This window comes from Variovorax sp. 54 (genome assembly GCF_002754375.1).
Lineage (GTDB): Bacteria > Pseudomonadota > Gammaproteobacteria > Burkholderiales > Burkholderiaceae_C > Variovorax.
Genome location: NZ_PEFF01000001.1, coordinates 5,729,087 through 5,750,877, shown reverse-complemented (window position 1 = coordinate 5,750,877; position 21,791 = coordinate 5,729,087). Strand labels below are relative to the sequence as shown.

20 protein-coding genes are annotated in these 21,791 nt (G+C 68.8%); 9 read left to right on the top strand and 11 right to left on the bottom strand.

All coding sequences use genetic code 11. The features are described 5' to 3' along the window. The first annotated feature begins 93 nt into the window (after positions 1–93). A complete protein-coding gene (locus CLU95_RS26380; protein WP_099796322.1) occupies positions 94–1,845 on the top strand; it encodes an ATP-binding response regulator in 1,752 nt (583 codons plus the stop codon). 2 nt (positions 1,846–1,847) lie between these two features. Here CLU95_RS26380 and CLU95_RS26375 read toward each other — a convergent pair whose 3' ends face one another. After that, positions 1,848–2,915, bottom strand: a complete 1,068-nt coding sequence (locus tag CLU95_RS26375) for an agmatine deiminase family protein (RefSeq protein WP_257214737.1) — start codon at positions 2,913–2,915, stop codon at positions 1,848–1,850. A gap of 100 nt (positions 2,916–3,015) precedes the next feature. On the opposite strand from CLU95_RS26375, the gene CLU95_RS26370 reads away from it, so the two are divergent. From CLU95_RS26370 to CLU95_RS26360, 3 genes are all read left to right on the top strand, one after another. After that, on the top strand, positions 3,016–3,930 hold the full coding sequence (locus tag CLU95_RS26370; protein WP_099796320.1) for a LysR family transcriptional regulator: 915 nt from the start codon (positions 3,016–3,018) through the stop codon (positions 3,928–3,930). 116 nt (positions 3,931–4,046) lie between these two features. Next, entirely contained in the window at positions 4,047–5,156 is a 1,110-nt protein-coding gene (locus CLU95_RS26365) for an agmatine deiminase family protein (RefSeq protein WP_306513137.1), read from the top strand. A 34-nt stretch (positions 5,157–5,190) separates the two neighbouring features. Beyond that, a complete protein-coding gene (locus CLU95_RS26360) occupies positions 5,191–6,291 on the top strand; it encodes an agmatine deiminase family protein (protein ID WP_099796318.1) in 1,101 nt (366 codons plus the stop codon). A gap of 21 nt (positions 6,292–6,312) precedes the next feature. Here CLU95_RS26360 and CLU95_RS26355 read toward each other — a convergent pair whose 3' ends face one another. Next, the gene (locus CLU95_RS26355) at positions 6,313–6,960 is read right to left on the bottom strand and encodes a response regulator transcription factor (RefSeq protein ID WP_099796317.1); all 648 of its coding nucleotides are present in this window, start codon (positions 6,958–6,960) and stop codon (positions 6,313–6,315) included. 149 nt (positions 6,961–7,109) lie between these two features. On the opposite strand from CLU95_RS26355, the gene CLU95_RS26350 reads away from it, so the two are divergent. Continuing rightward, positions 7,110–8,771, top strand: a complete 1,662-nt coding sequence (locus CLU95_RS26350; RefSeq protein ID WP_099796316.1) for a GMC family oxidoreductase — start codon at positions 7,110–7,112, stop codon at positions 8,769–8,771. On the opposite strand, the gene CLU95_RS26345 is transcribed toward CLU95_RS26350, so the two are convergent. From CLU95_RS26345 to CLU95_RS26310, 8 genes are all read right to left on the bottom strand, one after another. Further along, positions 8,737–9,765 (bottom strand): LacI family DNA-binding transcriptional regulator, encoded by a 1,029-nt coding sequence (locus CLU95_RS26345; protein ID WP_099796315.1) that lies wholly within the window; start codon positions 9,763–9,765, stop codon positions 8,737–8,739. The two genes, CLU95_RS26350 and CLU95_RS26345, sit on opposite strands and share 35 nt — an antisense overlap. A gap of 313 nt (positions 9,766–10,078) precedes the next feature. Beyond that, positions 10,079–11,059: a 2-hydroxyacid dehydrogenase gene (locus CLU95_RS26340; RefSeq protein ID WP_099796314.1), complete on the bottom strand. Its 981-nt coding sequence runs from the start codon at positions 11,057–11,059 to the stop codon at positions 10,079–10,081. Beyond that, positions 11,059–12,012: a sugar kinase gene (locus tag CLU95_RS26335; protein ID WP_099796313.1), complete on the bottom strand. Its 954-nt coding sequence runs from the start codon at positions 12,010–12,012 to the stop codon at positions 11,059–11,061. Before CLU95_RS26335 ends, CLU95_RS26340 begins: the two co-directional genes overlap by 1 nt. Positions 12,013–12,022: 10 nt before the next feature. Continuing rightward, positions 12,023–12,766: a sugar phosphate isomerase/epimerase family protein gene (locus tag CLU95_RS26330; RefSeq protein ID WP_099796312.1), complete on the bottom strand. Its 744-nt coding sequence runs from the start codon at positions 12,764–12,766 to the stop codon at positions 12,023–12,025. Beyond that, positions 12,766–13,521, bottom strand: coding sequence for an amino acid ABC transporter ATP-binding protein (locus tag CLU95_RS26325; RefSeq protein WP_056583293.1), 756 nt, complete (start codon positions 13,519–13,521; stop codon positions 12,766–12,768). Before CLU95_RS26325 ends, CLU95_RS26330 begins: the two co-directional genes overlap by 1 nt. 36 nt (positions 13,522–13,557) lie before the next feature. Continuing rightward, positions 13,558–14,355 (bottom strand): transporter substrate-binding domain-containing protein, encoded by a 798-nt coding sequence (locus tag CLU95_RS26320; protein ID WP_099796311.1) that lies wholly within the window; start codon positions 14,353–14,355, stop codon positions 13,558–13,560. Between the two features lie 51 nt (positions 14,356–14,406). Continuing rightward, the gene (locus CLU95_RS26315; protein ID WP_099796310.1) at positions 14,407–15,060 is read right to left on the bottom strand and encodes an amino acid ABC transporter permease; all 654 of its coding nucleotides are present in this window, start codon (positions 15,058–15,060) and stop codon (positions 14,407–14,409) included. A 31-nt stretch (positions 15,061–15,091) separates the two neighbouring features. Beyond that, positions 15,092–15,763, bottom strand: coding sequence for an amino acid ABC transporter permease (locus tag CLU95_RS26310; protein WP_099796309.1), 672 nt, complete (start codon positions 15,761–15,763; stop codon positions 15,092–15,094). A gap of 134 nt (positions 15,764–15,897) precedes the next feature. Here CLU95_RS26310 and CLU95_RS26305 point away from each other — a divergent pair, with 134 nt between their 5' ends. From CLU95_RS26305 to CLU95_RS26295, 3 genes are all read left to right on the top strand, one after another. Then, positions 15,898–17,622, top strand: coding sequence for a CorA family divalent cation transporter (locus CLU95_RS26305; RefSeq protein ID WP_218967446.1), 1,725 nt, complete (start codon positions 15,898–15,900; stop codon positions 17,620–17,622). 153 nt (positions 17,623–17,775) lie between these two features. Then, positions 17,776–18,927 (top strand): acyl-CoA dehydrogenase family protein, encoded by a 1,152-nt coding sequence (locus CLU95_RS26300; protein ID WP_099796308.1) that lies wholly within the window; start codon positions 17,776–17,778, stop codon positions 18,925–18,927. Between the two features lie 72 nt (positions 18,928–18,999). Further along, a complete protein-coding gene (locus CLU95_RS26295) occupies positions 19,000–19,737 on the top strand; it encodes a metallophosphoesterase family protein (RefSeq protein WP_099796307.1) in 738 nt (245 codons plus the stop codon). On the opposite strand, the gene CLU95_RS26290 is transcribed toward CLU95_RS26295, so the two are convergent. Then, positions 19,734–20,264 carry a cysteine hydrolase family protein gene (locus CLU95_RS26290; RefSeq protein WP_099796306.1) on the bottom strand — a complete coding sequence of 177 codons (531 nt, stop codon included), beginning with the start codon at positions 20,262–20,264 and terminating at the stop codon, positions 19,734–19,736. The two genes, CLU95_RS26295 and CLU95_RS26290, sit on opposite strands and share 4 nt — an antisense overlap. Positions 20,265–20,417: 153 nt before the next feature. Here CLU95_RS26290 and CLU95_RS26285 point away from each other — a divergent pair, with 153 nt between their 5' ends. Continuing rightward, positions 20,418–21,545, top strand: a complete 1,128-nt coding sequence (locus tag CLU95_RS26285; RefSeq protein WP_099796305.1) for an MBL fold metallo-hydrolase — start codon at positions 20,418–20,420, stop codon at positions 21,543–21,545. Positions 21,546–21,791 lie beyond the last annotated feature (246 nt).

Below are 21,791 nucleotides of genomic sequence, written 5' to 3'. Positions count from 1 at the left end.
ATTGGACTAAAGTCCCATGACGCCCCCCCAAGCCACGCGTTACCTTGCGATCGCCACCTTCGGCGATCCCACCTCCCCACCCATCACACACCGATGAGCGCCACCCCACCCACGACGCCCGCCGATCCCGTCTTCGCCGCGCGCATGGCCGCCTTGCGACGCAACTTTCCGTTCTCGCTGCTCGGTGTGATGCTCACGGCGGGGCTGGTGGTCGCGGCGCTGTGGGGCGCCGTCGCACACGAGCAGTTGCTGGCCTGGGTCGGCGCCAACGCGGCGCTCACGGCGGCGCGCGCGTGGCAGGTGGCGCGCTACCGGCATGCCGAGCACGACCCCGGCGCGCTGCGCCGCTGGCAGCGCGGCGCCATGGTCGGCGCGGTGCTCGGCGGGTTGCTGTGGGGGTTGCCGCTCGCGGGGTGGATGCTGCAGGTCGCGCTGCCGCAGCAGATGTTCATCGTCGTGGCAATGCTCACCATGGGCACGGGCGCGATCTACGCGTACTGCATCGACCTGGGGCTGCTCTACGGTTTCCAGGTGACGTACTTCGCGCCCGCGATCCTCGCGATGGCCACGCTCGACGACGTGCTGCTGCGCGTGATGTCGGCGGCCGGCGTGCTCTACCTGTTCGTCACGCTGGCGTTCGCGCAGCGCATGTACCGCACGCAAGTCGATTCGCTCGAGCTGCGTTTTGAAAACCTCTACCTGCTGCGGCAGCTGCGCCTCGAGAAGGACGCGGCCGAGCGCAGCGACCTGGCCAAGTCGCGCTTCCTCGCCGCCGCCAGCCACGACCTGCGCCAGCCGGTGCATGCGCTGAGCCTGTTCGTGGGCGTGCTGCGCGGACACGCGCTGCCGGCGGCGAGCCGGCACCTGGTCGACAGCATCGGCCGCGCCGCCGCCGCGATGGGGCTGCTGTTCGAAGGCCTGCTCAATGTCTCGCGGCTCGACGCGGGCGTGGTGCGCGTGAAGGCGCGGCCGTTTGCGCTGGCGGGGCTGCTCGACCAGATCGTGCTGGAGTTCGCGCCGCAGGCAGCGGGCAAGGCGCTGTCGCTGCGCTTGCGCGCAGTCGATGCCGTGGTGCACTCCGACCCCGCGTTGCTCGACCGCGTGCTGCGCAACCTGGTGGAGAACGCGATCCGCTACACGGCGCGCGGCGGCGTGCTCATCGGCTGCCGCCGCGCGGGCGCCGACGCGCTGCGCATCGAGGTGTGGGACACCGGCGTCGGCATTCCGCCGACCGAACAGGAGCAGGTGTTCTGGGAGTTCCATCAGCTCGGCAACCCCGAGCGCGACCGCACCAAGGGGCTGGGCCTGGGCCTGGCCATCGTGCGGCGCACGGCCGCGCTGCTCGGCCATCCGCTGGCGCTGCGCTCGCGCGTGGGCCAGGGCACGGTGTTCTCGGTGACGGTGCCGCTGGCGCGACAGGCGCTGCCCGTGCCCGAAGCGCCGCCCCCGCCGCTGCCGGCCGACACCGGCCGCCTCGTGCTCGTGGCCGAGGACGACGGAGAAAGCCGCCACGGCCTGCAGCTGCTGCTCGAAAGCTGGGGCCTGCGCGTGATCGCGGCCGAAAGCGGCGACGAGCTGCTGGCGCTCGCCGCGCGTCAGACGGGCAAGCCGGCGCTCATCATCAGCGACTACCGCCTGCGCGCGGGCGAGACCGGCATCGACGTGGTCGACCGCCTGCACGAGGACTACAACGACGACACCATTCCCGCGCTGATCGTGAGCGGCGACACCGATCCGCGGCGCCTGAGCGACGTGGCGGCGCGCGGTTGGCAGATGCTGCACAAGCCGGTGGACCCGGCGCAGTTGCAGGCGACGGTGTCGCAGCTGATCGCCGCTGCGGGCTGAGGTCAGAAGCCACGCACGGCCAGGCGACTCCCCAGCATCGGCTGTTGCTGCGTGGAGCAGTGCACGGCGCCGCCACCCAGCGAGATCGCATCGATGGGCAGCAGCTCGACGCGGCGGTCGGGAAACGCGCGCGCCAACACCTCGCGCGCCTGCGCGTCGCGCGGCACACCGAAGGCGGTCGAGATCACCGCGCCGTTGACGAGGATGTAGTTCGAATACAGGTCGCAGAAGCGCGCGCTGCCGTAGCTGTGCACATCGCGCGGCACGGGCAGGTCGAGCAGCTCGAAGCGACGGCCACACGCATCGGTCGCGAGTTCGAGCGCGCGGCGGTTCTCCTGCATCGCGCGAAAGTAGTCGCCCTGGTCGGGGTCGGCCGCATTGAAAAGAATGCGGGCCGGCGCAATGAACGACGCGATGCCGTCGATGTGGCCATCGGTCTCCACCTCGGCTGCGTGGCCCGGCAGCCAGACGATCTTCTGCACGCCCAGCATGCGCCGCAGCTCGGCCTCGATCTGCGGCTTGCGCAGGCCCGGGTTGCGGTTGGGGTGCAGCAGGCAGCTCTCGGTGGTGAGCAGCGTGCCTTGCCCGTCGACGTAGAAGGCGCCGCCTTCGAGCACCATGTCCGAGCGCACCAGCGGCACGCCGGCCAGCGCGGCGATGTCCGCGGCGGCGCGCTGGCAACCGTCGTGCGGGTGGTACTTCTCGCCCCATGCGTTGAAGCGGAAGCCCACCGCGGTCTGGCTCACCCGATGCTCGTCGACGAGGAAGATCGGACCGCAGTCGCGCAGCCAGTTGTCTTCGGCCGCGATGGGCACGACGCGCACCTGCGGGCCGCAGAGCTCACGGGCCGCGTCGGCCAGCGGTGCATGCGCGGCCACGATGCAGCGCTGGTAGCGCGCGATGGTGCGCGCCAGCAGGCCGAACGCGCGACAGACCGCGTCGTAGTGCATGCCCCACAGGGCTTCGCGGTGGTCGAGCACCGGCCAGCCCAGCCAGGTGGCGGCCATCGGCTCCCATTCGGCGGGCATGCGCAGGCCAGCACGGCGGGCGTCGAAATCGTTGGAAATCAAAGGGTCCTTCAGAAGAGAAATTGCAGGAACCTTGACTCTGACTTGAATTTCATCGATGAAAAAGCGACATTTCTTGGCCGAATTCATCGACCGCACTCATATGTCCAACACCCGACTGCCCTCTTTCAAGTTCCTCATCGGCTTCGAGGCGGCGGCGCGCCTGGGCAACTACTCGCGCGCGGCAGAAGAGCTGTTCGTCTCGCAGTCGGCCGTGAGCCACCAGATCTCGCAGCTCGAACAGCAGGTCGGCCAGCCGCTGTTCCGGCGCAAGGGGCGCGGCGTGGAGCTGACGGTGGCGGGGAGCCTGCTGCTGGACAGCGTGGGCAAGTCGCTTGAGCACATCCGCAACGGGCTGGCCCGCATCGAAACCTACATGGACGACCGCCTCGTCACGCTGGTGTGCCCCGCGCCGGTGGCCAGCGGCTGGCTGCAGCCGCGTGTCGACCGGCTGCTGCAAGCGCACCCCGACCTGTGCCCGATCATCTCGGTCGACGAAAGCGCGCGCTTCATCGACGAACTCGACGTGGACATCGCCATCAGCCGCGCGCCGCTGCGGCATGAGGGCGTGTTCGAGGTGCCGCTGCTCACCGACGAACTCGTGGCCGTCGGCCCGCCCGCACAGAAAGAAGACGACGCCCACCTCGGCTTGCTGTGCCTCGAAGAAGACCTCACGAGCGACCGCATCGGCCCTTTCATCCGCGCGCATTTCGGCGGCCGGCGCAAGGCCGCGATCTACGACGACCCGCGCCTCGTGCTCGACGCGGCACTGCGCGGCCGGGGCATCGCGCTGGTGTCGCGCCTGCTGGCCGACGACGCCCTGCGCACGGGGCAACTGCGGCAGTTGCCGGACAGCCCGCGCCTGCCGCTGGGCACCCTCTGGATCTCGCGCACCGAGGGCCCGTCACGCCTGCCGCTGGTGCGGGAGGTGTTCGACAGCCTGCTGCTGTTTGCCCAGGAGGATGCCATTGGCATGAGCCAGATCGATCAATCTGGTGAAAAGACATCAATTGTGTAGATAGATAGGCGTCGACAGAATCCAGGGCTTCCTAGAACCTAGTAGTAACCCTGATTCCAATGACAACTCGACGCACTCTCCTGGGCCTGGGCGGCCTCGGCCTTTTCGGTGGACTCGTGACCGCTTGCGGCGGCGGTGGTGGGGGCGGCAGCGGCATGCTGCCGCCCTTCCCCGTGCCCATGCCTGCCCCTTCGCCGTCTCCCGCACCGGCCCCGGCGCCGGCATCCGGCTGGCGCATGCCCGACGAAGGCGACGCCCACCGCGCCGTGTGGATGGCCTTCGTGGCGCGCGAATCCGTCTGGACGGCCGAGATGCGCCAACCGGTGCATCAGGCGCTGGCGCGCATCGCCAATGCCATCAGCGTCTACGAACCGGTCAAGATGCTGGTCAACCCCGCGGATGTTTCCACGGCCCGCCAACTCTGCGGCTCCAACGTGCACCTGATCGAACACGCCATCGACGACCTCTGGATGCGCGACACGGGCTGCGTTTTCGTGCGCAACACCCGCGGCGAACGCGCCGCCGTGAACTTCAACTTCAACGGCTGGGGCAACCGGCAGCCCCATGCCCGCGACGCCACGGTGGCGGCGCGCATGGCCGAACTCACCGGCGTGCCGCTGCTGCGCAGCAGCCTGGTGCTGGAAGGCGGCGGCATCGAGGTCGACGGGCAGGGCACTGCCCTCATCACGGAGAGCTGCGTGCTCAACAAGAACCGCAACCCGGGCGTCAGCAAGGCCGATGCAGAGGTCGAGCTCAAGCGCATGCTGGGGCTGGACAAGATCATCTGGCTGCCGGGCATCGCGGGCCACGACATCACCGACGGCCACACCGACTTCTACGCGCGCTTCCTCAAGCCCGGCGTGGTCGTGGCGGCGCTGGACACCGACCCGACCTCCTTCGACCACGCCGTCACGCGCCGCCACCTGGAGCTGCTGACCGGCGCCACCGACGCGCGCGGCCGGCCCCTGCAGATCGTCACGCTGAAGACGCCCGGCCAAGTGCGCCCCACCTATGCGCGCAAGGATTTCGCGGCCGGCTACGTCAACTTCTTCCTCACCGACAAGGCGGTGTTCATGCCCGAGTTCGGCGACGCCGTGGCCGACAGCGCAGCCCGCGCGGCACTGGCGGCGCACCTGCCCAGCCACCAGATCGTGCAGCTGGACATCGACGCCATCGCCGCGGGCGGCGGCGGCATCCACTGCACCACCCAGCAAGAACCCGCGTGACCCCGCGCGCCCTCCCCTGATTCCGGAGACCGACATGCACCTTCCCCTGACCCGCCGCCGCCTGCTGCACGGCCTGAGCCTGGCCCCTCTGGCCTCGTTGGGCGTGGTCGCCACGGCCACGGCCGCCGCACCCGACACCTGGCACATGCCCGACGAGGGCGATGCGCACCGCGCCACCTGGATGTCCTTCGGCCCCAGCGAACGGGTCTGGGGACGGCGCCTGCTGAAGCCGGCGCGCGAGCACCTGGCAGGCATCGCCCGCACCATCGCCGCCTTCGAGCCCGTGCACCTGCTGGTGCGCGAACAGGAGCACGACCTGGCCGCGCGGCTGTGCGGCAACCGCGTGACGCTCGAGGTGCAGCCGGTGGACGACCTCTGGATGCGTGACACCGGCCCGGTGTTCGTGCGCAACGGCGCGGGCGAGTGGGCCGGCGTCGACTTCAACTTCAACGGCTGGGGCAACAAGCAATCGCATGCGCGCGATGCCGAGGTGGCCGACTACGTGACCGACGCCGCCGAGGTGCAGCGCCTGCGCACGCGGCTCGTGCTCGAAGGCGGCGGCATCGAGGTCGACGGCGCGGGCACGGCCATCATCACCGAGAGCTGCGTGCTCAACGCCAACCGCAACCCCGGCCTGCGCAAGGACGCCTGCGAAGCCGAGTTGAAGCGCCTGCTGGGCCTGCGCAAGATCATCTGGCTGCCCGGCATCGCGGGCCGCGACATCACCGACGGCCACACCGATTTCTATGCGCGCTTTGCCGCGCCGGGCGTGGTGGTCGCGGGCCTGGACGACGACCCCGACTCCTACGACCACGCCGTGACCCGGCGCCACCTGGAGATCCTGCGCCAAGCCACCGACGCACGCGGGCAGCGCCTGCGCGTGGAAGTGCTGCGCGGCCCGGAGACGGTGCGCAGCACCTTCGAGTCGGACGAGTTCGCGGCGGGCTACATCAACTTCTACGTCTGCAACGGCGCCGTCATTGCGCCGCAGTTCGGCGATGCGCGCGCCGACGGCAACGCCCGTGCGCTGCTGCGCGATCTGTTCCCCAAGCGTGAGGTGGTGCAGCTCGACATCGACGCCATTGCCGCCGGTGGCGGCGGCATCCACTGCACCACGCAGCAGCAGCCGCGCTGATTGCTTTGCGGCACTGACTGGTTAGCGCGGGCGCCCGAGCATCCCCGCGCGCCGCGCCGCGATCACGGCCTGCGTGCGGCTCGTCACGCCGAGCGCGCCGAAGATCACCGAGATGTGCGCCTTGATCGTCTTCTCGCTGGTCGCCAGGCGCAGCGCGATCTCCGCATTGCGCAGCCCTTCGCACAGGAGCTGCAGCACCTCGGCCTGTCGCCCCGTGAGCGTGCTCAGCACGTCGGTGGGCGTCGACAGCACGGGCAGCATGGCGGCACCCGCCGGCGAGGCCTGCACCACGTTCTGCTCGCCCGCCATCACGCGGCGCAGCGCGTCCATGAGCTGCTGGCTGTCGGCCGACTTGTGCACGAAGCCTTGCGCGCCGGCGTCGAGCGCGGTGTCGATGTCCTGCGGGTCTTCAGAGGCCGACAGCACCAGGATGCGCAGGCCGCTGCGCCGCCGGTGCAGCTCGGCCAGCAGGGCCGCGCCGCCGAGGTCGGGCAGGTAGTAGTCCGTCATCACCGCGTCGAGCCGGGGCAAGGTGGCGAGCGCCTCGAGCGCTTCGGCGCCGTTGCGGGCCGTGGTGACGGTCATCGAGGGCTCGGCCTCGCGCAGTGCGAGGAACAGGCCCTCGCGGAACATCGCATGGTCGTCGATCAGCAGGATGGTGGCGGGCATGTTCCGATTCTGGCCGCAACCTGCGCCTGGCCCACGGTTTCCCGTGACCCACAGGGGAAACCCGCTGGGCCCGACCCCGGGGTCGCTGGCCACAATGCCGTGCACACATCGGCGCTCCCAACATCCAACGAAAAGAAGGACCAGATGCCATGGCGGAATTCGACTACGTGATCGTGGGCGGCGGCTCGGGGGGCGCCACGCTGGCCTCGCGCCTGAGCGAAGACCCGTCGGTGACGGTCTGCCTCATAGAGGCCGGCGGCGACGGCCGCGGCATCCTCGTGCGGGCGCCGGCCGCCGTGGTCGCGATGCTGCCGGGCCGCCCGCGCATCAACAACTACGCCTACCAGACCGTGCCGCAGCCCGGCCTGAACGGGCGGCGCGGCTACCAGCCGCGCGGGCGCTGCCTCGGTGGCTCCAGCGCGATCAACGCCATGCTCTACGTGCGCGGCCACCGCGAGGACTACGACGACTGGGCACGTTCAGGCTGTGCCGGCTGGCGCTTCGACGAGGTGCTGCCGCACTTCCTGCGCGCCGAGAGCAACCAGCGCGGCGCGAGCGCGCTGCACGGTGCGGACGGCCCGCTGCAGGTGTCGGAGCAGCAAAGCCCGCGCGCCCTCAGCGAGGCCTTCGTGCGCGCCGCCGCCGAGTGCGGCATTCCGCGCAACGACGACTTCAACGGCCCCGAGCAGGAAGGCGCGGGGCTCTACCAGGTCACGCAGTTCCACGGCGGTGCGAAGAACGGCGAGCGCTGCTCGGCCGCCGCGGCCTACCTGCACCCAGTGATGGACCAGCGCCCCAACCTCTCGGTGCTGACCGGCACGCAGGCCCTGCGCGTGGTGCTCGAAGACCGGCGCGCCGTGGGCGTGGAAGTGCGGCGCGGCGGCAACGTCGAAACGATTCGCGCGCGCCGCGAGGTGGCGCTGTGCGGCGGCGCCTTCAACTCGCCGCAGCTGCTGATGCTCTCGGGCATCGGCGACCCCGACGAACTCGCGCGCCACGGCATCGAAGTGCGGCATGCGCTGCGCGGCGTGGGGCAGAACCTGCAGGACCACTGCGACTTCATCGTCGCCTACAAATCGAAGCAGACCGACATGTTCGGCATCGGCCCGGTCGGCGGGCTGCAGCTGCTGAAAGCCATCACCCAGTGGCGCCGCGACGGCACGGGCCTGGTCGCCACGCCGTTCGCGGAAGGCGGCGCCTTCATCAAGTCGTCGCCCGAACTGCGCCGGCCCGACCTGCAGTTGCACTTCGTGATCGCGATCACCGACGACCATGCGCGCAAGCTGCACGCGGGCTTCGGCTTCTCATGCCATGTGTGCGTGCTGCGCCCCAAGGGCCGGGGCGACGTGCGCCTGACCGACGCCAGCCCCGACTCGGCGCCACGCATCGACCCGCGCTTCCTGGCCGACCCGGAAGACATGGCGCTGCTGCTGCAGGGCGTGAAGAAGACGCGCGAGATCATGCGTTCGCCCGCGCTCGAAAAGTACCGCCACCGCGAGGTCTACACCGCCGACGCCCACACCGACGCGCAGCTCGAACAGCACATCCGCGCGCGCGCCGACACCATCTACCACCCGGTAGGCACCTGCAAGATGGGCGTGGATGCGATGGCGGTGGTCGACCCGCAACTGCGCGTGCACGGCATCGCGGGCCTGCGCGTGGTCGATGCCTCGGTGATGCCGACGCTGATCGGCGGCAACACCAATGCGCCGACGGTCATGATCGCGGAGCGCGCGGCCGGCTGGATGCGCGGGCCTGTCGCCTTCGCGCAACCCGCTACGGCAGTGCCGTCGATGACCCTCGCACCATGAGTTCGCCGGGCAGCAACAGCTGACGCGGCGCCGCGTCGAGCCCGCGCAGGCGCTCGATGAGGCAGGTGGCGGCGGCGCGGCCGATCTCGTCGGTCGGCTGCGCCACCGTGCTCAGGCCCGGCCCGATGAGCGAGGCCCATTCGGGATCGTCGAAGCCCACGAAACCCAGGTCGGCCCCGAAGCGCCAGTCGAGCCGCGCCATGGCCTGCGCCACGCGCAGCGTGACCACGGCATTGCCCGCGACCACCGCCGCGCGGCGGCCGCGCTTGGCGCGCTGGCGCAGTGCGCGCAAGGCCTCGTCGAGCGCGTCGTTCTCGCCCTCGACCGATTCGAAGACCTCGCCCGCCACGCGCGGCTCGTGCGCGGCCACGCAGGCGCCGAAAGCGGCCGTGCGCTCGCGCCGCGAGCTGACGCCCTTCTGCGGCTCGGTGACGTACAGCAGCTCGCGGTAGCCGCCCTCGACCAGGTGGCCGCAGGTGTCACGCATCGCGGCGTGGTTGTCGAGCGAGACGAAGTCGGTGTGCATGCCCGTGTGCCGGCGGTCGACCAGCACGGCGGGCTTGCCGTGCAGCGTGACCGCGTCGACCACGTTGCTGCCGCGCCCCAGCGTGTTGAGGATGAAGCCGTCGACCTGGTAGCCCGCGAGCGCATTGATGGCCTCGCGCTCGCGTTCGCTCTCGTTGCCGAGGTTGAACAGCATCACGAGGTAGCCGGCGTCCTGGCAGGCCTTCTCGGCGCCGCGCAGCACGGCCACCGAGTACGGGTTGGTGATGTCGGCCACGATCAAGCCGATGAGCCGAGAGCGGCCATGGCTCAGCGCCTGCGCCATCGGGCTGGGCGAGTACGCCAGCTTGGCGATGGCGGCCTCGACGCGCGTGGCGATGTCGGGGCTCAGCAGGCGCTCGCGGTGGTTCAGGAAGCGCGAGACGGTGGCCTTGGAGACGCCGGCCGCCTCGGCGACGTCGGCGATGGTGGCGCGGCCGGAGGGTTTCATGGTCTGCCCCCGAAAGGCGAAAAACGCGGTGGGCGGCTTTGGCTCCCTCTCCCCTTGGGGAGAGGGTTGGGGTGAGGGCCGGCGGCACTAGTGCAGGCAGTGCTTAAGTGACGGCCGCTGCCCTCACCCCCGCCCTCTCCCCGAGGGGAGAGGGAGCAAGACAGGCCGGACCTTCGCAGCCGATGCCTCTGTGTTGCGCCTTCCCCTTCCGGGGGAAGGTTGGGATGGGGGCAGGCAGAGCGCTCAATGGATGCGCCGCTGGCCCCCACCCCCGCCCTCCCCCGGGAGGGGAGGGAGAAAAGCGGGATCGCAGTCATGCTCCGGCCGTGTCGTACGGCGCCGTCGGCTTCTCACCCGCCAGCACTTGCAGCAGGTTGGTCGTCGCCAGCTCCGCCATCGCGTGCCGCGTCTCATGCGTCGCCGAGCCGATGTGCGGCAGCGGCGTCACACGCGGGTGCGTGCGCAGCGGCGACTCAGCTGGCAGCGGTTCCTTCGCGAACACGTCGAGCCCTGCTGCGCGCAAGGTGCCGTGGTCGAGCGCCTCGAGCAGCGCGGCTTCGTTCACGGTGGCGCCGCGGCCGCCGTTGATGAACGACGCGCCCGGCTTCATGCGTGCAAAGAAGGCGGCATCGATCATGCCGCGCGTGGCGTCGGTCAGCGGCAGCATCGCCAGCACGATGTCGGCACGCGCGAGCAGGTCGTCCAGCGGCGTGTGCGTGGCGCGGCCTTGCAGTTCGGGCGCCTGCGCGGCCAGGTCGACCGCGCGACGCGAGTGATAGAGCACCGGCATGCCGAAGCCCAAAGCGGCACGGCGCGCCACGGCCTGGCCGATGCGGCCGAAGCCGAGGATGCCCAGCGTCTTGCCGTGCACGTCGGTGCCGAAGAACTCTTCGCCGATGTTCTTCGTCCAGCGGCCTTCGCGCACGAGGTTCGACAACTCCACCACGCGGCGCTGCGTGGCCATGAGGATCGCGAACACGGTGTCGGCGACCGTTTCAGTCAGCACGTCGGGCGTGTGGCACAGCACGATGCCGCGCTGGTGCAATTCAGCCAGTGCGTAGTTGTCGACACCGACCGACACGCTCGAAATCACCTCGAGCTGCGGCGCCGCATCCAGCAGCGCGGCGTCGACGTTGTAGCTCGAACCGATCAGGCCGTGCGCGGTGGCAAGTGCAGCGGCAAAGGCCTCGGGTTCCTTGCGTGGATCGGCCACGGTGACGTGGTGCACCGCCTGCAGGCGCGCGAGCTGGTCTTCGGGCAGGGGCCGGAACACCAGCACATTCTTCTTCGTCATCAGAGCCCCGCTTCTTCGAGTTGCGCCCGCGTCGGCAGGCCTTCGGTGTCGCCGAGCACCTGCACGGCGCGCGCGCCGATCCAGGCGCCGCGACGCACTGCGTCGGGCACGCGCTTGCCCTCGAGCAGCGCGCTCACCACGCCGGCCGCAAAGCCGTCGCCCGCCCCCACGGTGTCGATCACTTCCTTCACAGGGAAGCCGGCTACATGGCCGGTGCCGGCCACGTCGCTGTCGTAGTACGCGCCGGCCGCGCCGAGCTTGACGACGACCAGCTTCGCGCCGCGTTCGCGGTAGAACTTCGCGACGTCTTCGGGCTTGTCGTGGCCGGTGAGCAGCAGGCCCTCTTCGATGCCGGGCAGCACCCAGTCGGCGCGCGAGGCGAGTTCGTTCACCCAGTGGCGCATCGTTTCGGTGGACGACCACAGCGTGGGCCGCAGGTTGGTGTCGAACGAGATGGTGCGGCCGGCCGCGCGCATCACGTCCATGGTCTTGAGCGCGGCCTGCAGGCTGGTCTCGGAGATGGCCGCGAACACACCGGTGGCATGCAGGTGGCGCGCCGAGCGCAGCCAGGCTTCGTCGACGTCGGCCGGGCCCATGTGGCTCGCAGCCGAGCCCTTGCGGTGGTATTCGATTGGCGGGTCGCTGCCGTCGGTGACGCGGCCCTTGAACTGGAAGCCGGTGCGCTGCGTCGCGTCGGTGATCACGTGCGAGCAGTCGATGCCTTCGGCGCGCATCGCGGCCAGCAGCGCGCGGCCCATCGAATCGGTGCCCAGGCGGCTGGCCCAGCCCACCTTGAGGCCGAGGCGCGACAGGCCGATGGCCACGTTGGTCTCGGCGCCGGCGGTGCGCTTGTGGAACGCCTCTGCATCTTCCAGCGGGCCGGGCCGGTCGGCCACCAGCAGCAGCATGGCTTCGCCGAACAAGGCGACATCGAAAGCGGTGGGTTCCGTCATGTGTGTGTTCCTACGCCCGTGCGGCGCGGATGAAGTCGATCTGCGTGCGGGTGACGGCCAGCAGGTCGTCGCCCACGAGCGGGTATTCGATGGCGTGCGGCACGTCGGCCGGCAGTGCGCGCAGCACCGCGCGCCACGGCGCGACCGAGTCGCCCAGAGGCACCGCCACCCACTTGTGCGGCAGGCGCTGCGCGCCCTTGCAATGCACATAGCGCACGCGGTGGCCGAGCGCCTGCGCGGCCTGCAGCGGGCACTCGCCGAGCCAGTGCCAGTTGCCCATGTCGAAGGTCATGCCCAGCGACACGCCGGCGCGGTCGGCCACGTCGAAGAAGGTCTGCAGCGCGGCCAGCGTGCCGGCGCGCACGGTCTGGTCGTTCTCGATCAGCAGCTCGACGCGAGTTTCGGCCAGCGCGACCTTCAGGCCCCAGAGCGAACCGTGCGACGACGGCTGGAAGTCGCCGATGGCCATCTTGAGCCGCTTTGCGCCCACGCGCGTGGCGGCGGCGATGCCGCGTTGAAGCGCGGCGCTGTCGAGCCAGCCGCCTCCGGCCCACAGGCCCTCGGGGCTGGAGTACACGGACGCAAGACCGTTCAGCGCGGGCAGTTCGGCCTCGGCGTCGCGCAGCATCTCGCCGCGCACTTCCACCGAATCGGCGCCTGCGGCGCGCGAGAGTTGCGAGCACCAGAGCTGGCCGTGCCGCCCCACCTCGGCCGCACCGAAGGACGACAGAGAAATCAGGACTTCGAAGGCCATCAGTGGGCTTGGTGCGAGCTGAGAATCTGACCCAGGAACTGGCGCGTGCGCTCGTCCTTGGGGTTGCCGAAGAACTCCTGCGGCGGTGCCTGCTCGACGATCTTGCCGTCGGCCATGAAGATCACGCGGTCGGCCACGCTGCGGGCAAAGCCCATCTCGTGCGTGACGCACAGCATGGTCATGCCGTCTTCGGCCAGGCCGATCATGGTGTCGAGCACTTCCTTGACCATCTCGGGGTCGAGCGCCGAGGTGGGCTCGTCGAACAGCATGATCTTGGGCGACATGCACAGCGCGCGCGCAATGGCCACGCGCTGCTGCTGGCCGCCCGAGAGCTGGCTCGGGTACTTCTTCGCCTGCTCGGGAATGCGCACGCGCGTGAGGTACTTCATGGCCACCTCTTCCGCCTGCGCCTTGGTCATGCCGCGCGAGCGCATCGGCGCCAGCGTGCAGTTCTCGAGGATGGTGAGGTGCGGGAACAGGTTGAACTGCTGGAACACCATGCCGACTTCGGCGCGCACCGCGTCGACGTTCTTGCCGCCCGCGGTGAGGTCGATGCCGTCGACCACGATGCGGCCCTTTTGCACCGTCTCGAGCCGGTTGATGCAGCGGATGAGCGTCGACTTGCCCGAGCCCGAAGGCCCGCAGATCACGATGCGCTCGCCCTGGCGCACCGACAGGTCGATGCCGGTCAACACCTGGAATTCACCGTACCACTTGTTGACCGCTTCCATGCGGATGATCGATTCCGTCGTCATGCCAGGATTTCCTTCAGCCTCTGTGAACCGTGGTGATTACTGCATCTTGGGCAGGTCGGCCTGCAGCCACTTCTGGTACAGCTTGTTCAGCTCGCCGTTGGCGGTGTTCTTCTGCACGAATTCGTTCACGGCCTTGGTCAGCTCTTCCTGGCCCGGACGCATCGCGATGCCCATCGACTGCTGCACCAGCGTGAACTTGTTTTCGAAGGTGTTGGCCGGCACGCGCTTGGCGATCTGCGCCGCCACGGTGACCGAGCAGCCAATCGCATCGACCTGGCCCGAGATCAGCGCCTGCATGGCCGAGGCGTCGTCGTCGAAGCGGCGGATCTCGGTGCCTTCGGGTGCGGCCTTGGTCACGGCCACGTCTTGCGTTGATGCGCGGGCCACGCCCACGCGCAGGCCCTTCAGGTCGCCAGCGGCTTTGATCGAGGTCTTGGTCGCGCCGTACAGCACGATGGTCGCGGCTGCGTAGGGCTGCGAGAACTGCACCTGCTTGGCGCGCTCGGGCGTCACGGCCAGCGAAGCGACCAGCAGGTCGACCTTGTTGGTCAGCAGGAACGGAATGCGGTTCGGGCCGGTGACCGGCACGATGTTGGCCTTGACGCCCCAGTCTTTCGCCAGCAGCTTGGCCACGTCGGCGTCGTAGCCGTCGGGCTGGTTCTTCGCGTCGGTGGTGCCGTAGGGCGGAAAGTCGACCAGCATGCCGATGGTGATCTCGCCCTTCTTCTTGATGTCGGCCACGGTCTGTGCGGACGCGAATGGTGCGAACACGGTCAGGGCGGCGCCGAGGCCCAGGGCGGCGAGCGCTGCGCGGCGGGTAGAGGTACGGGTCATGGGATGTGTCTCCTGAAAAAGAAAGGAAGCGACGAGAAAAACGAGGAACGGTCAGCGGGCCAACGCGAGAGCGCGCTTGCGCTCCATGCGCGCCGCGAGCAGCGACAGCGGCCAGCAGATCGCGAAGTAGATGGCGGCCACCACCGAGAACACGATGAGCGGCTGGAAGGTGGCGTTGTTGACGATCTGCCCGGCCCGCGTGATCTCGACGAAACCGATGATGGCCGCGAGCGACGTGCCCTTGATGATCTGCACCAGGTAGCCCACCGTGGGCGCCAGCGCGATCTTGAAGGCCTGCGGCAGCACCACGTCGCGCATGCGCGCCGCGTACTTGAGGTTGAGCGCCTGCGCCGCCTCCCACTGGCCGCGCGGAATGGCCTGGATGCAGCCGCGCCAGATTTCGCCGAGGAAGGCCGCGCTGTTCAGGATGAGCGCCACGCCCGCAGCCACCCACGGGTTGATGTCCAGCCCCAGCACCGGCGCGCCGAAGAACACCAGGAACAGCTGCAGCAGCAGCGGCGTGCCCTGGAAGATCTGGATGAAGGTGGTCGACACGGCGCGCGCCCACGTCGACTCCGACGTGCGCATCAGCGCGATGGCCAGCCCAAGAATGGCGCCGCCCACGAAGGCGATGGCCGACAGCGCAAGCGTCCACTTGGCCGCTTCGAGGATGAAAAGGAATTCGGGAAAACCGAAGGTGCGCATGGTGTGTGCTCCGTCCGTCGTGGTCAGTCAGTTACCGGCGGTCCGGGTAGTTGAGCGTGCGCTTGTAGATCAGCTTGAACATGGCCGAGAAGGCCAGCGCCAGCGCGAGGTAGATGGCAGCAACCACGATGTAGATCTCGAAGCTGCGGAAGGTCTGCGACTGCAGGTTGGCGGCCACCGAGGTCAGGTCGTCGGCCGAGATGACCGAGACCACCGCCGAACTCAGCATCAGCAGGATGAACTGGCTCGTGAGCGCCGGGTAGATCGCCTTCAGCGCGGGCTTGATGATCACGAAGCGGAAGATTTCCCAGGGCTTGAGGTTGAGCGCGCGGCCCGCCTCGATCTGCCCCTTGGGAATCGACTCGATGCCCGCGCGGATGATCTCCGTGGCGTAGGCGCCGAGGTTCACCACCATGGCCACCAGCGCGGCCGTTTGCGGCGACCAGCGCAGGCCGATGGCCGGCAGCGCGAAGAAGAAGAAAAACAGCTGCACGATGAACGGCGTGTTGCGGATCACCTCGATGTACGCATTGACGATGAAGCGCAGCCAGCCCGGCCCCGAGGTCTTGCCCCAGGCGCAAAAAATGGCGACCACCAGCCCCAACAGGGTGGCGATGAGCGAGAGCTGCACCGTGATCCACGTGCCCTTGAGCAGCAGCGGCCAGGCGGCAAAGACGGCTTCGAATTGGAACTGGTAGTTCATGGTGGAGCGGGCACGGAAAGCCGTGCGCGGACCCTGAAAGGAATGCTTGCAGCTTAAATGAAACCGGTTTCAGCCCTAGCTAGGGATTCCCCTAGGTGGGCGTTTTGACCCACCCGCCTGCCTACACTGGCGCGATGCCGAACCCCCATGCGGACCCCGTGGAACCCACCTCTCTCCCGGCAAGCACCCCGGCCACCGGCCCCGTCGTGCAGCATTTCCGGCAGGCGCTGCTCTGGCCCTTGCGCCTCGTGCCGGCGCCCGGCGCGGCGCCTTCGCACCACGGCCCCTGGCACGTGCTGCGCGACATGGGCGAGGCCTCGCCCTGGCGCGAGGAGGTCGACGAATACACCGGCGACAGCGGCCGCTTTCACGAGCGGCACTACAACGAGTTCGTGAGCTTCCTGCCGTACGTGCAGCGCTTCCTGTACGGCGAAGGCCGATCGCGCAGCAGCAGCAGCAGCAGCAGCAGCACCAGCGACGGCACGGGCAACGACGGCGACTCGCCGATGCGCGTGTTCCGCCGCCGCGACATTGCGTCCGTGCGGCTGGTGGCCCGGCCCGGCGAGGCCCCTATCACGCTCGACGTGATTCATTGCGACCTGTACTTCTTCTTCGACATCGACGTGGTGCTGCTCAACCTCGAGGTCGGCACCGACCACCTGAGCCTCGCGCAGGCGCAGGACATTCTTTACCGCTTCGGCCGTGCCTACCCTTCAGGCTGGGAGGCCGATGGCGCCGCCCTGCACTGCATGGCCAGCGTCGAGTGGCTGGGTGCCGACGGCCGCGTGCTCGCCGCCTCCGACGCGCAGCAGCGCGACGCCTTCCTGTCGCACGTGGCTCAGCACCGCGCGCCACGCATTGCCGCGCACTGGGCCTACCTGATGCAGCCGCTGGTGAGCGACCATTCGGACGACCCCGGCGTGCTGCGCTACCGCCAGATCGAGTACTACCGCATGCCGGTGATGGCCTACCTGTCGCTCGACGATCCGCGCCGCCTCACGCGCGACGACTTCGTGCGGCTCGCATTGGTCACGGGTGCGGGCGGGGCCGATGCCCACCTGCCCTACGCCGAGCACCATCTGGCCGACTTCGAGCACAAATACTGCTACGACCGCTTCTGGGTGAACGCGGGTGCCGCCCCCAACACGCGCTACCTGTGCAACGGCCACGCCCTCATCGTGGTGGGCGACGCGCGCTCCGAGTTCTTCTGCTGCCGCGACCGCGGCGTGCTCGCGCAGTTCAGGCACCAGCACTTCCTGCTGTTCCTCATCGCGCACTTCCAGAAGGCCTCGCTGCTGATGTTCTCGGACCAGCTGGTCGAGGCACTCAAGAAACTCAACATCCGCAGCACGCCGAGCGTGAAGCAGTTCAAGCGCGCCATCCGCGCAAGCTTCGAACGCTTCCTGCGCTTCACGCACCGCTACTGGTTCCACGAAATCTCGGAGCAGGCGCAGGTGCGCGCGCTCTCGCACATGTGCGCCACGCACCTGCGGCTCGACCCGCTGTACGACGAGGTGAAGGCGCGCATCGCCGACATGAACACCTACCTCGACGCCGACAGCCTGCGCCGGCAGGCCAGCACCGTCGTGCGGCTCACGGTGGTCACGCTGTTCGGCCTCATCGGCACCGTGACGACCGGCTTCCTCGGCATGAACCTGCTGGCCGAGGCCGACGCGCCGCTGTGGCGCAAGGCGATCTGGTTCGGCGTGGTGTTCGTGCTCACCACCTGGCTCACGATCTACACGATGGTGAAGTCGCAGCGGCTGTCGGACTTCATCGATGCGCTGTCGAACGACAAGCTGAGTTTGCGGGGCAAGCTGGCGGCGCTGGCGCGGGTGTGGCGGGCGGGGGCGGACTGACGCATCGGCGGCACCGCGCAGGGCCGGTGTGAAGAACTGAGGTCTTTTGCCATCGGAACGGTGCGATGCGCACTCGCGCTGCGGCGTCGTTGATTTCTACCATGGGCACTCACAAAGAGACCCTGCATTCGCGGGTCCGACGGAGACAAACCCATGCTTCCACAGCTTCACCGCCATCGCTGGATGGACGAAGAAATCGACGCCTTCCGCGAGCAGGCGCGCCGCTACATCGCGGCCGAACTCTCGCCGCACCTGGACGGCTGGCGCCGCCAGGGTTTCATTCCGCGGGAGGTCTGGCGTCCGTTCGGGGCCATGGGCTTCCTGCTGCCCGAAGTGGACGAGGCCTATGGCGGCGCAGGCGCCTCGCCGGCGTACCAGATGGTGGTGCAGGACGAACTGGCCAAGGCCGAGTTTCCCGCCAACACCGGCGTGCACAACCTCGCCGCGCACTACATCCTCGACTACGGCACCGAGGCGCAAAAGATGCGCTGGCTTCCGAAGCTCGCCAGCGGCGAGATGCTGGCCGGCATCGCGCTCACCGAGCCCGGCTGTGGATCGGACCTGAAGGCGCTGCGCACCCGTGCCCGGCGCGACGGCGACCACTACGTGATCGATGGCGCCAAGACCTTCATCACCAACGGCTTCACGGGCAACCTGCTCGTGGTGGCGGTGCGCACCGGCGAGGCGGGCAGCCGCGGCGTGTCGCTGGTCGTGCTCGAGACCGACAACCTGCCGGGCTTTCGCGTCGGCCGGCGGCTCGAAAAGCTGGGTCAGCACGCATCGGACACGGCCGAGATCTTCTTCGACGGCGTGCGCGTTCCGGCCGACCACCTGCTTGGCGGCAAGGAGGGCGACGGCTTCATCCAGCTCATGAGCCAGCTGTCGTATGAACGCCTGTTCCTGTGCGTTCCGGCCGCCGCGGTGATCGAGCGCGCGGTGGAGCTGACGGTGCAATACACGCAGCAGCGCAAGGCCTTCGGGCAGACGGTGTTCGATTTCCAGAACACGCGCTTCAAGCTCGCCGAGTGCGCCACCATCGCGCACGTGGTGCGCACCTTCGTCAACGACTGCATCCAGCGCATGGTCGACGGCACGCTCGACCAGGAAGCCGCCTACATGGCCAAGCTGTGGTGCACCGAGCAACAGGGCAAGGTGACCGACGAATGCCTGCAGCTCTTTGGCGGCTACGGCTACATGGTCGAGTACCCGATCGCGCGGATGTATGCCGATGCGCGCGTGCAGCGCATCTACGGCGGCACCAGCGAGATCATGAAGGACCTGATCGCGCGAAAGCTCGTGGGATGACGCCGGGCCGACGGGGCGGCAGACGCGCGATCTAAGATCGCGCCCACCCTGCTCCATGCCCAAGGCCCGCGAATGCGCATTGCCATCGTCTCCGACATCCACGGAAATCTCCCCGCCCTCGAAGCCGTGGTCGAGGACATCGCCCGCCGCGGCGCGGATGCCATCGTCAATCTGGGCGACAGCCTCTCCGGTCCGTTGATGCCGCTGGAGACCGCGCAGTTCCTGATGGCGCAGGACTGGGTCCAGCTGGCCGGAAACCACGAACGCCAGCTTCTCTCCTTGCCTGCCGGAGGGCGCGGCCCGTCCGACGCGTTCGCGCATGCGCGGCTCGGCGCGAAGGAGTTCGAATGGATGGCGTCGCTGGTGCCCCACCTTCGCTTCAGCCCTGAGGTTGTGCTCTGCCACGGCACGCCGGCCAGCGATCTCGAATACTTTCTGGAGACCGTGGAGCCCGCGAATTTCCGTGCGGCCACGCTGCAGGAAATCGATGCGCGCCTCGGCCACGTCGAGGCCGGGCTGATCGCGTGCGGCCACACGCATGTGCCGCGCGCGGTGCACGCCTCCAGCGGGCCATTGATCGTCAACCCGGGCAGCGTCGGCCTGCCGGCGTATGCCGACATCCATCCGCATCCGCATGCCGTCGAGACGGGTTCGCCGAATGCGCGCTATGCCATCGCCGAGCAGCGCGAGGGTGGCTGGACCGCCCGGCTGGTTTCAGTGCCCTACGACCACACGGCCATGTCGGCGCTGGCGCTGAAGCACGGGCGGCCCGACTGGGCCCATGCCCTGGCGACCGGGCGCATGTCTTAAAGATCGATCTGCGCGCTGTCGATCGCGCGGATCGGCACGCCGAAGCTCGTGATGTCCGACAGCGTCGCGTTGTGGTGCGCGCGGATGAAGGCGCCCTTGGCGTGCGGTTTGTCGTGCGAGGTATGCGCGTCGGCCGCCAGCACCACCTCGTAGCCCAGTGCGGCGGCGCGGCGCACGGTCGTGTCCACGCAGAACTCCGACGAATAGCCGCAGACCACCACGCGCCGCACGCCCTGCCCCGACAGCCAAGCTTCGAGCGGCGTGCGCAGGAACGAATCGGGCGTGGTCTTGCGCAGGCGGGCGTCGGCTGGCGTCACCTGCAAGGCATCGGCCAGCTGCCAGCGCTCGGAATCGAATTCCAGGTCGATGGCGTTCTCGTGCTGGATGAAGGCCACCGGCGCGCCGGCCGCGCGGGCCCGCGCCGTGAGTGCGTTGATGCGCCCGATGACCGCTTCGGACTCGTACGGCCGGGGCGGATCGCCGCAAAGGCCGCGCTGCATGTCGATGACGAGGATGGCAGTTTTCATGGCGATGAAGGGCTGTGGACGTGGATCGCCGGAGTATGCCGCCGACCCGCGGATTGCCCCCGCCCGCCGAATGTTTCTGTCGCTGAAACCATTGAAAGGCCAACTCCCGCTAGTCTCGCGCCTCAAGACCAACACACATCAAGAGGGCTTCCCATGGCTGACGAATCGGATTCGCAAGGCGCTTACTTACCCCGACTGCTGCGCCGCGGTGCCGTGCTCGCCACGGCGGGTTGCGCCTTCGTCGCAGGCTGCAGCACGGCCGGTGGCGGGGAAACGCCCTATGAGAAATCGCCGCAGTTCAAGGGCGGCGTGTTCCAGAACATGCCCAACCCCGAGTTGCTGCCCGCCGCCAGCACGTGGCGCATCTGGTCGCGCTTCATCGTCGGCAGCAAGGTCGACACCGTGCCCGCCGATCCCATTCCGGTGCGCGCCCTGACGCCCCAGGCACTCGACGCGCTCGCGACCGATGCCAATCACGTCGTACGCCTGGGCCACTCGTCGCACCTGCTGAAGCTCAAGGGCAAGTACTGGCTCATCGACCCCGTGTTCAGCGAGCGCGTCTCGCCCTTCACGTGGGTCGGGCCGAAGCGCTTTCACAAGCCGCCGATCCAGCTGGAGCAGCTGCCGCCGATCGAGGCCGTGATTCTTTCGCACGACCACTACGACCACCTGGACGTCTCCACCATCGAGTACCTCGCCACCCGCGTGCAGCGCTACTTCGTGCCGCTGGGCGTGCGCGCCCGGCTCGTCGAGATGGGCGTGCCCGCCGAGCGCGTGACCGAGCTCGACTGGTGGCAAGGCGGCGAGCATGCGGGCGTGAAGCTCACGGCCACGCCGGCGCAGCATTTCTCGGGCCGCGCGGTCACGCTGACCGACCGCGACCGCACGCTGTGGGCCTCGTGGGTGGTGCAAAGCGGCGATCAGCGCATCTTCTACAGCGGCGACTCGGGCTACTTTCCGGGCTTCAAGCAGATCGGCGAACGCTTCGGCGGCTTCGACCTCGCGCTGATGGAAAACGGCGCCTACGACGCCTACTGGCCCGGCGTGCACATGACGCCCGAACAGAGCGTGCAGGCCTTCGAAGACCTGCGCGGCAAGGTGCTGTACTCGGTGCACAACAGCACCTTCGACCTGGCCTTTCACACCTGGCACGACCCGCTGGACCGCATCGCCGACCTGGCGCAGGCGAAGAAGATCGACCTGGCCACGCCGGTGATCGGCGAGGTGCTCACGGTGGGTCAGGCGCGCACCAACGTGCGTTGGTGGGCCGGGCTGAAGTGAGCGCGCCGTCCTCCACGCGCCGGTGAATATTTCGATTGTTGCTCGCCACTTTTAAAAGGTTTACGGACGGTTAACTGGTCATCGGTTCAATCGCTTCACCGCCGCGACGACTCCCTCGAAGGAAGCGCCGGCCGGGAAGCCAGATCGTCTGCAAGGCAGCAGCCACAGGGAGCACGACGACAACAGGAACCGGTGCGACGTGAGGCCCCGTCACCGCGGTAGAAGCAACCACCCTTCGGAGGCGCC

Coding starts and splice junctions, on each gene's coding strand:
- CLU95_RS26355 (WP_099796317.1), bottom strand. CDS start 6,960: ATGCCCGCCACCATCCTGCTGATCGACGACCATGCGATGTTCCGCGAG.
- CLU95_RS26360 (WP_099796318.1), top strand. CDS start 5,191: ATGCACCTTCCCCTGACCCGCCGCCGCCTGCTGCACGGCCTGAGCCTG.
- CLU95_RS26325 (WP_056583293.1), bottom strand. CDS start 13,521: ATGACGACGGAATCGATCATCCGCATGGAAGCGGTCAACAAGTGGTAC.
- CLU95_RS26370 (WP_099796320.1), top strand. CDS start 3,016: ATGTCCAACACCCGACTGCCCTCTTTCAAGTTCCTCATCGGCTTCGAG.
- CLU95_RS26350 (WP_099796316.1), top strand. CDS start 7,110: ATGGCGGAATTCGACTACGTGATCGTGGGCGGCGGCTCGGGGGGCGCC.
- CLU95_RS26300 (WP_099796308.1), top strand. CDS start 17,776: ATGCTTCCACAGCTTCACCGCCATCGCTGGATGGACGAAGAAATCGAC.
- CLU95_RS26335 (WP_099796313.1), bottom strand. CDS start 12,012: ATGACGGAACCCACCGCTTTCGATGTCGCCTTGTTCGGCGAAGCCATG.
- CLU95_RS26295 (WP_099796307.1), top strand. CDS start 19,000: ATGCGCATTGCCATCGTCTCCGACATCCACGGAAATCTCCCCGCCCTC.
- CLU95_RS26380 (WP_099796322.1), top strand. CDS start 94: ATGAGCGCCACCCCACCCACGACGCCCGCCGATCCCGTCTTCGCCGCG.
- CLU95_RS26310 (WP_099796309.1), bottom strand. CDS start 15,763: ATGAACTACCAGTTCCAATTCGAAGCCGTCTTTGCCGCCTGGCCGCTG.
- CLU95_RS26320 (WP_099796311.1), bottom strand. CDS start 14,355: ATGACCCGTACCTCTACCCGCCGCGCAGCGCTCGCCGCCCTGGGCCTC.
- CLU95_RS26305 (WP_218967446.1), top strand. CDS start 15,898: ATGCCGAACCCCCATGCGGACCCCGTGGAACCCACCTCTCTCCCGGCA.
- CLU95_RS26340 (WP_099796314.1), bottom strand. CDS start 11,059: ATGACGAAGAAGAATGTGCTGGTGTTCCGGCCCCTGCCCGAAGACCAG.
- CLU95_RS26290 (WP_099796306.1), bottom strand. CDS start 20,264: ATGAAAACTGCCATCCTCGTCATCGACATGCAGCGCGGCCTTTGCGGC.
- CLU95_RS26345 (WP_099796315.1), bottom strand. CDS start 9,765: ATGAAACCCTCCGGCCGCGCCACCATCGCCGACGTCGCCGAGGCGGCC.
- CLU95_RS26285 (WP_099796305.1), top strand. CDS start 20,418: ATGGCTGACGAATCGGATTCGCAAGGCGCTTACTTACCCCGACTGCTG.
- CLU95_RS26315 (WP_099796310.1), bottom strand. CDS start 15,060: ATGCGCACCTTCGGTTTTCCCGAATTCCTTTTCATCCTCGAAGCGGCC.
- CLU95_RS26330 (WP_099796312.1), bottom strand. CDS start 12,766: ATGGCCTTCGAAGTCCTGATTTCTCTGTCGTCCTTCGGTGCGGCCGAG.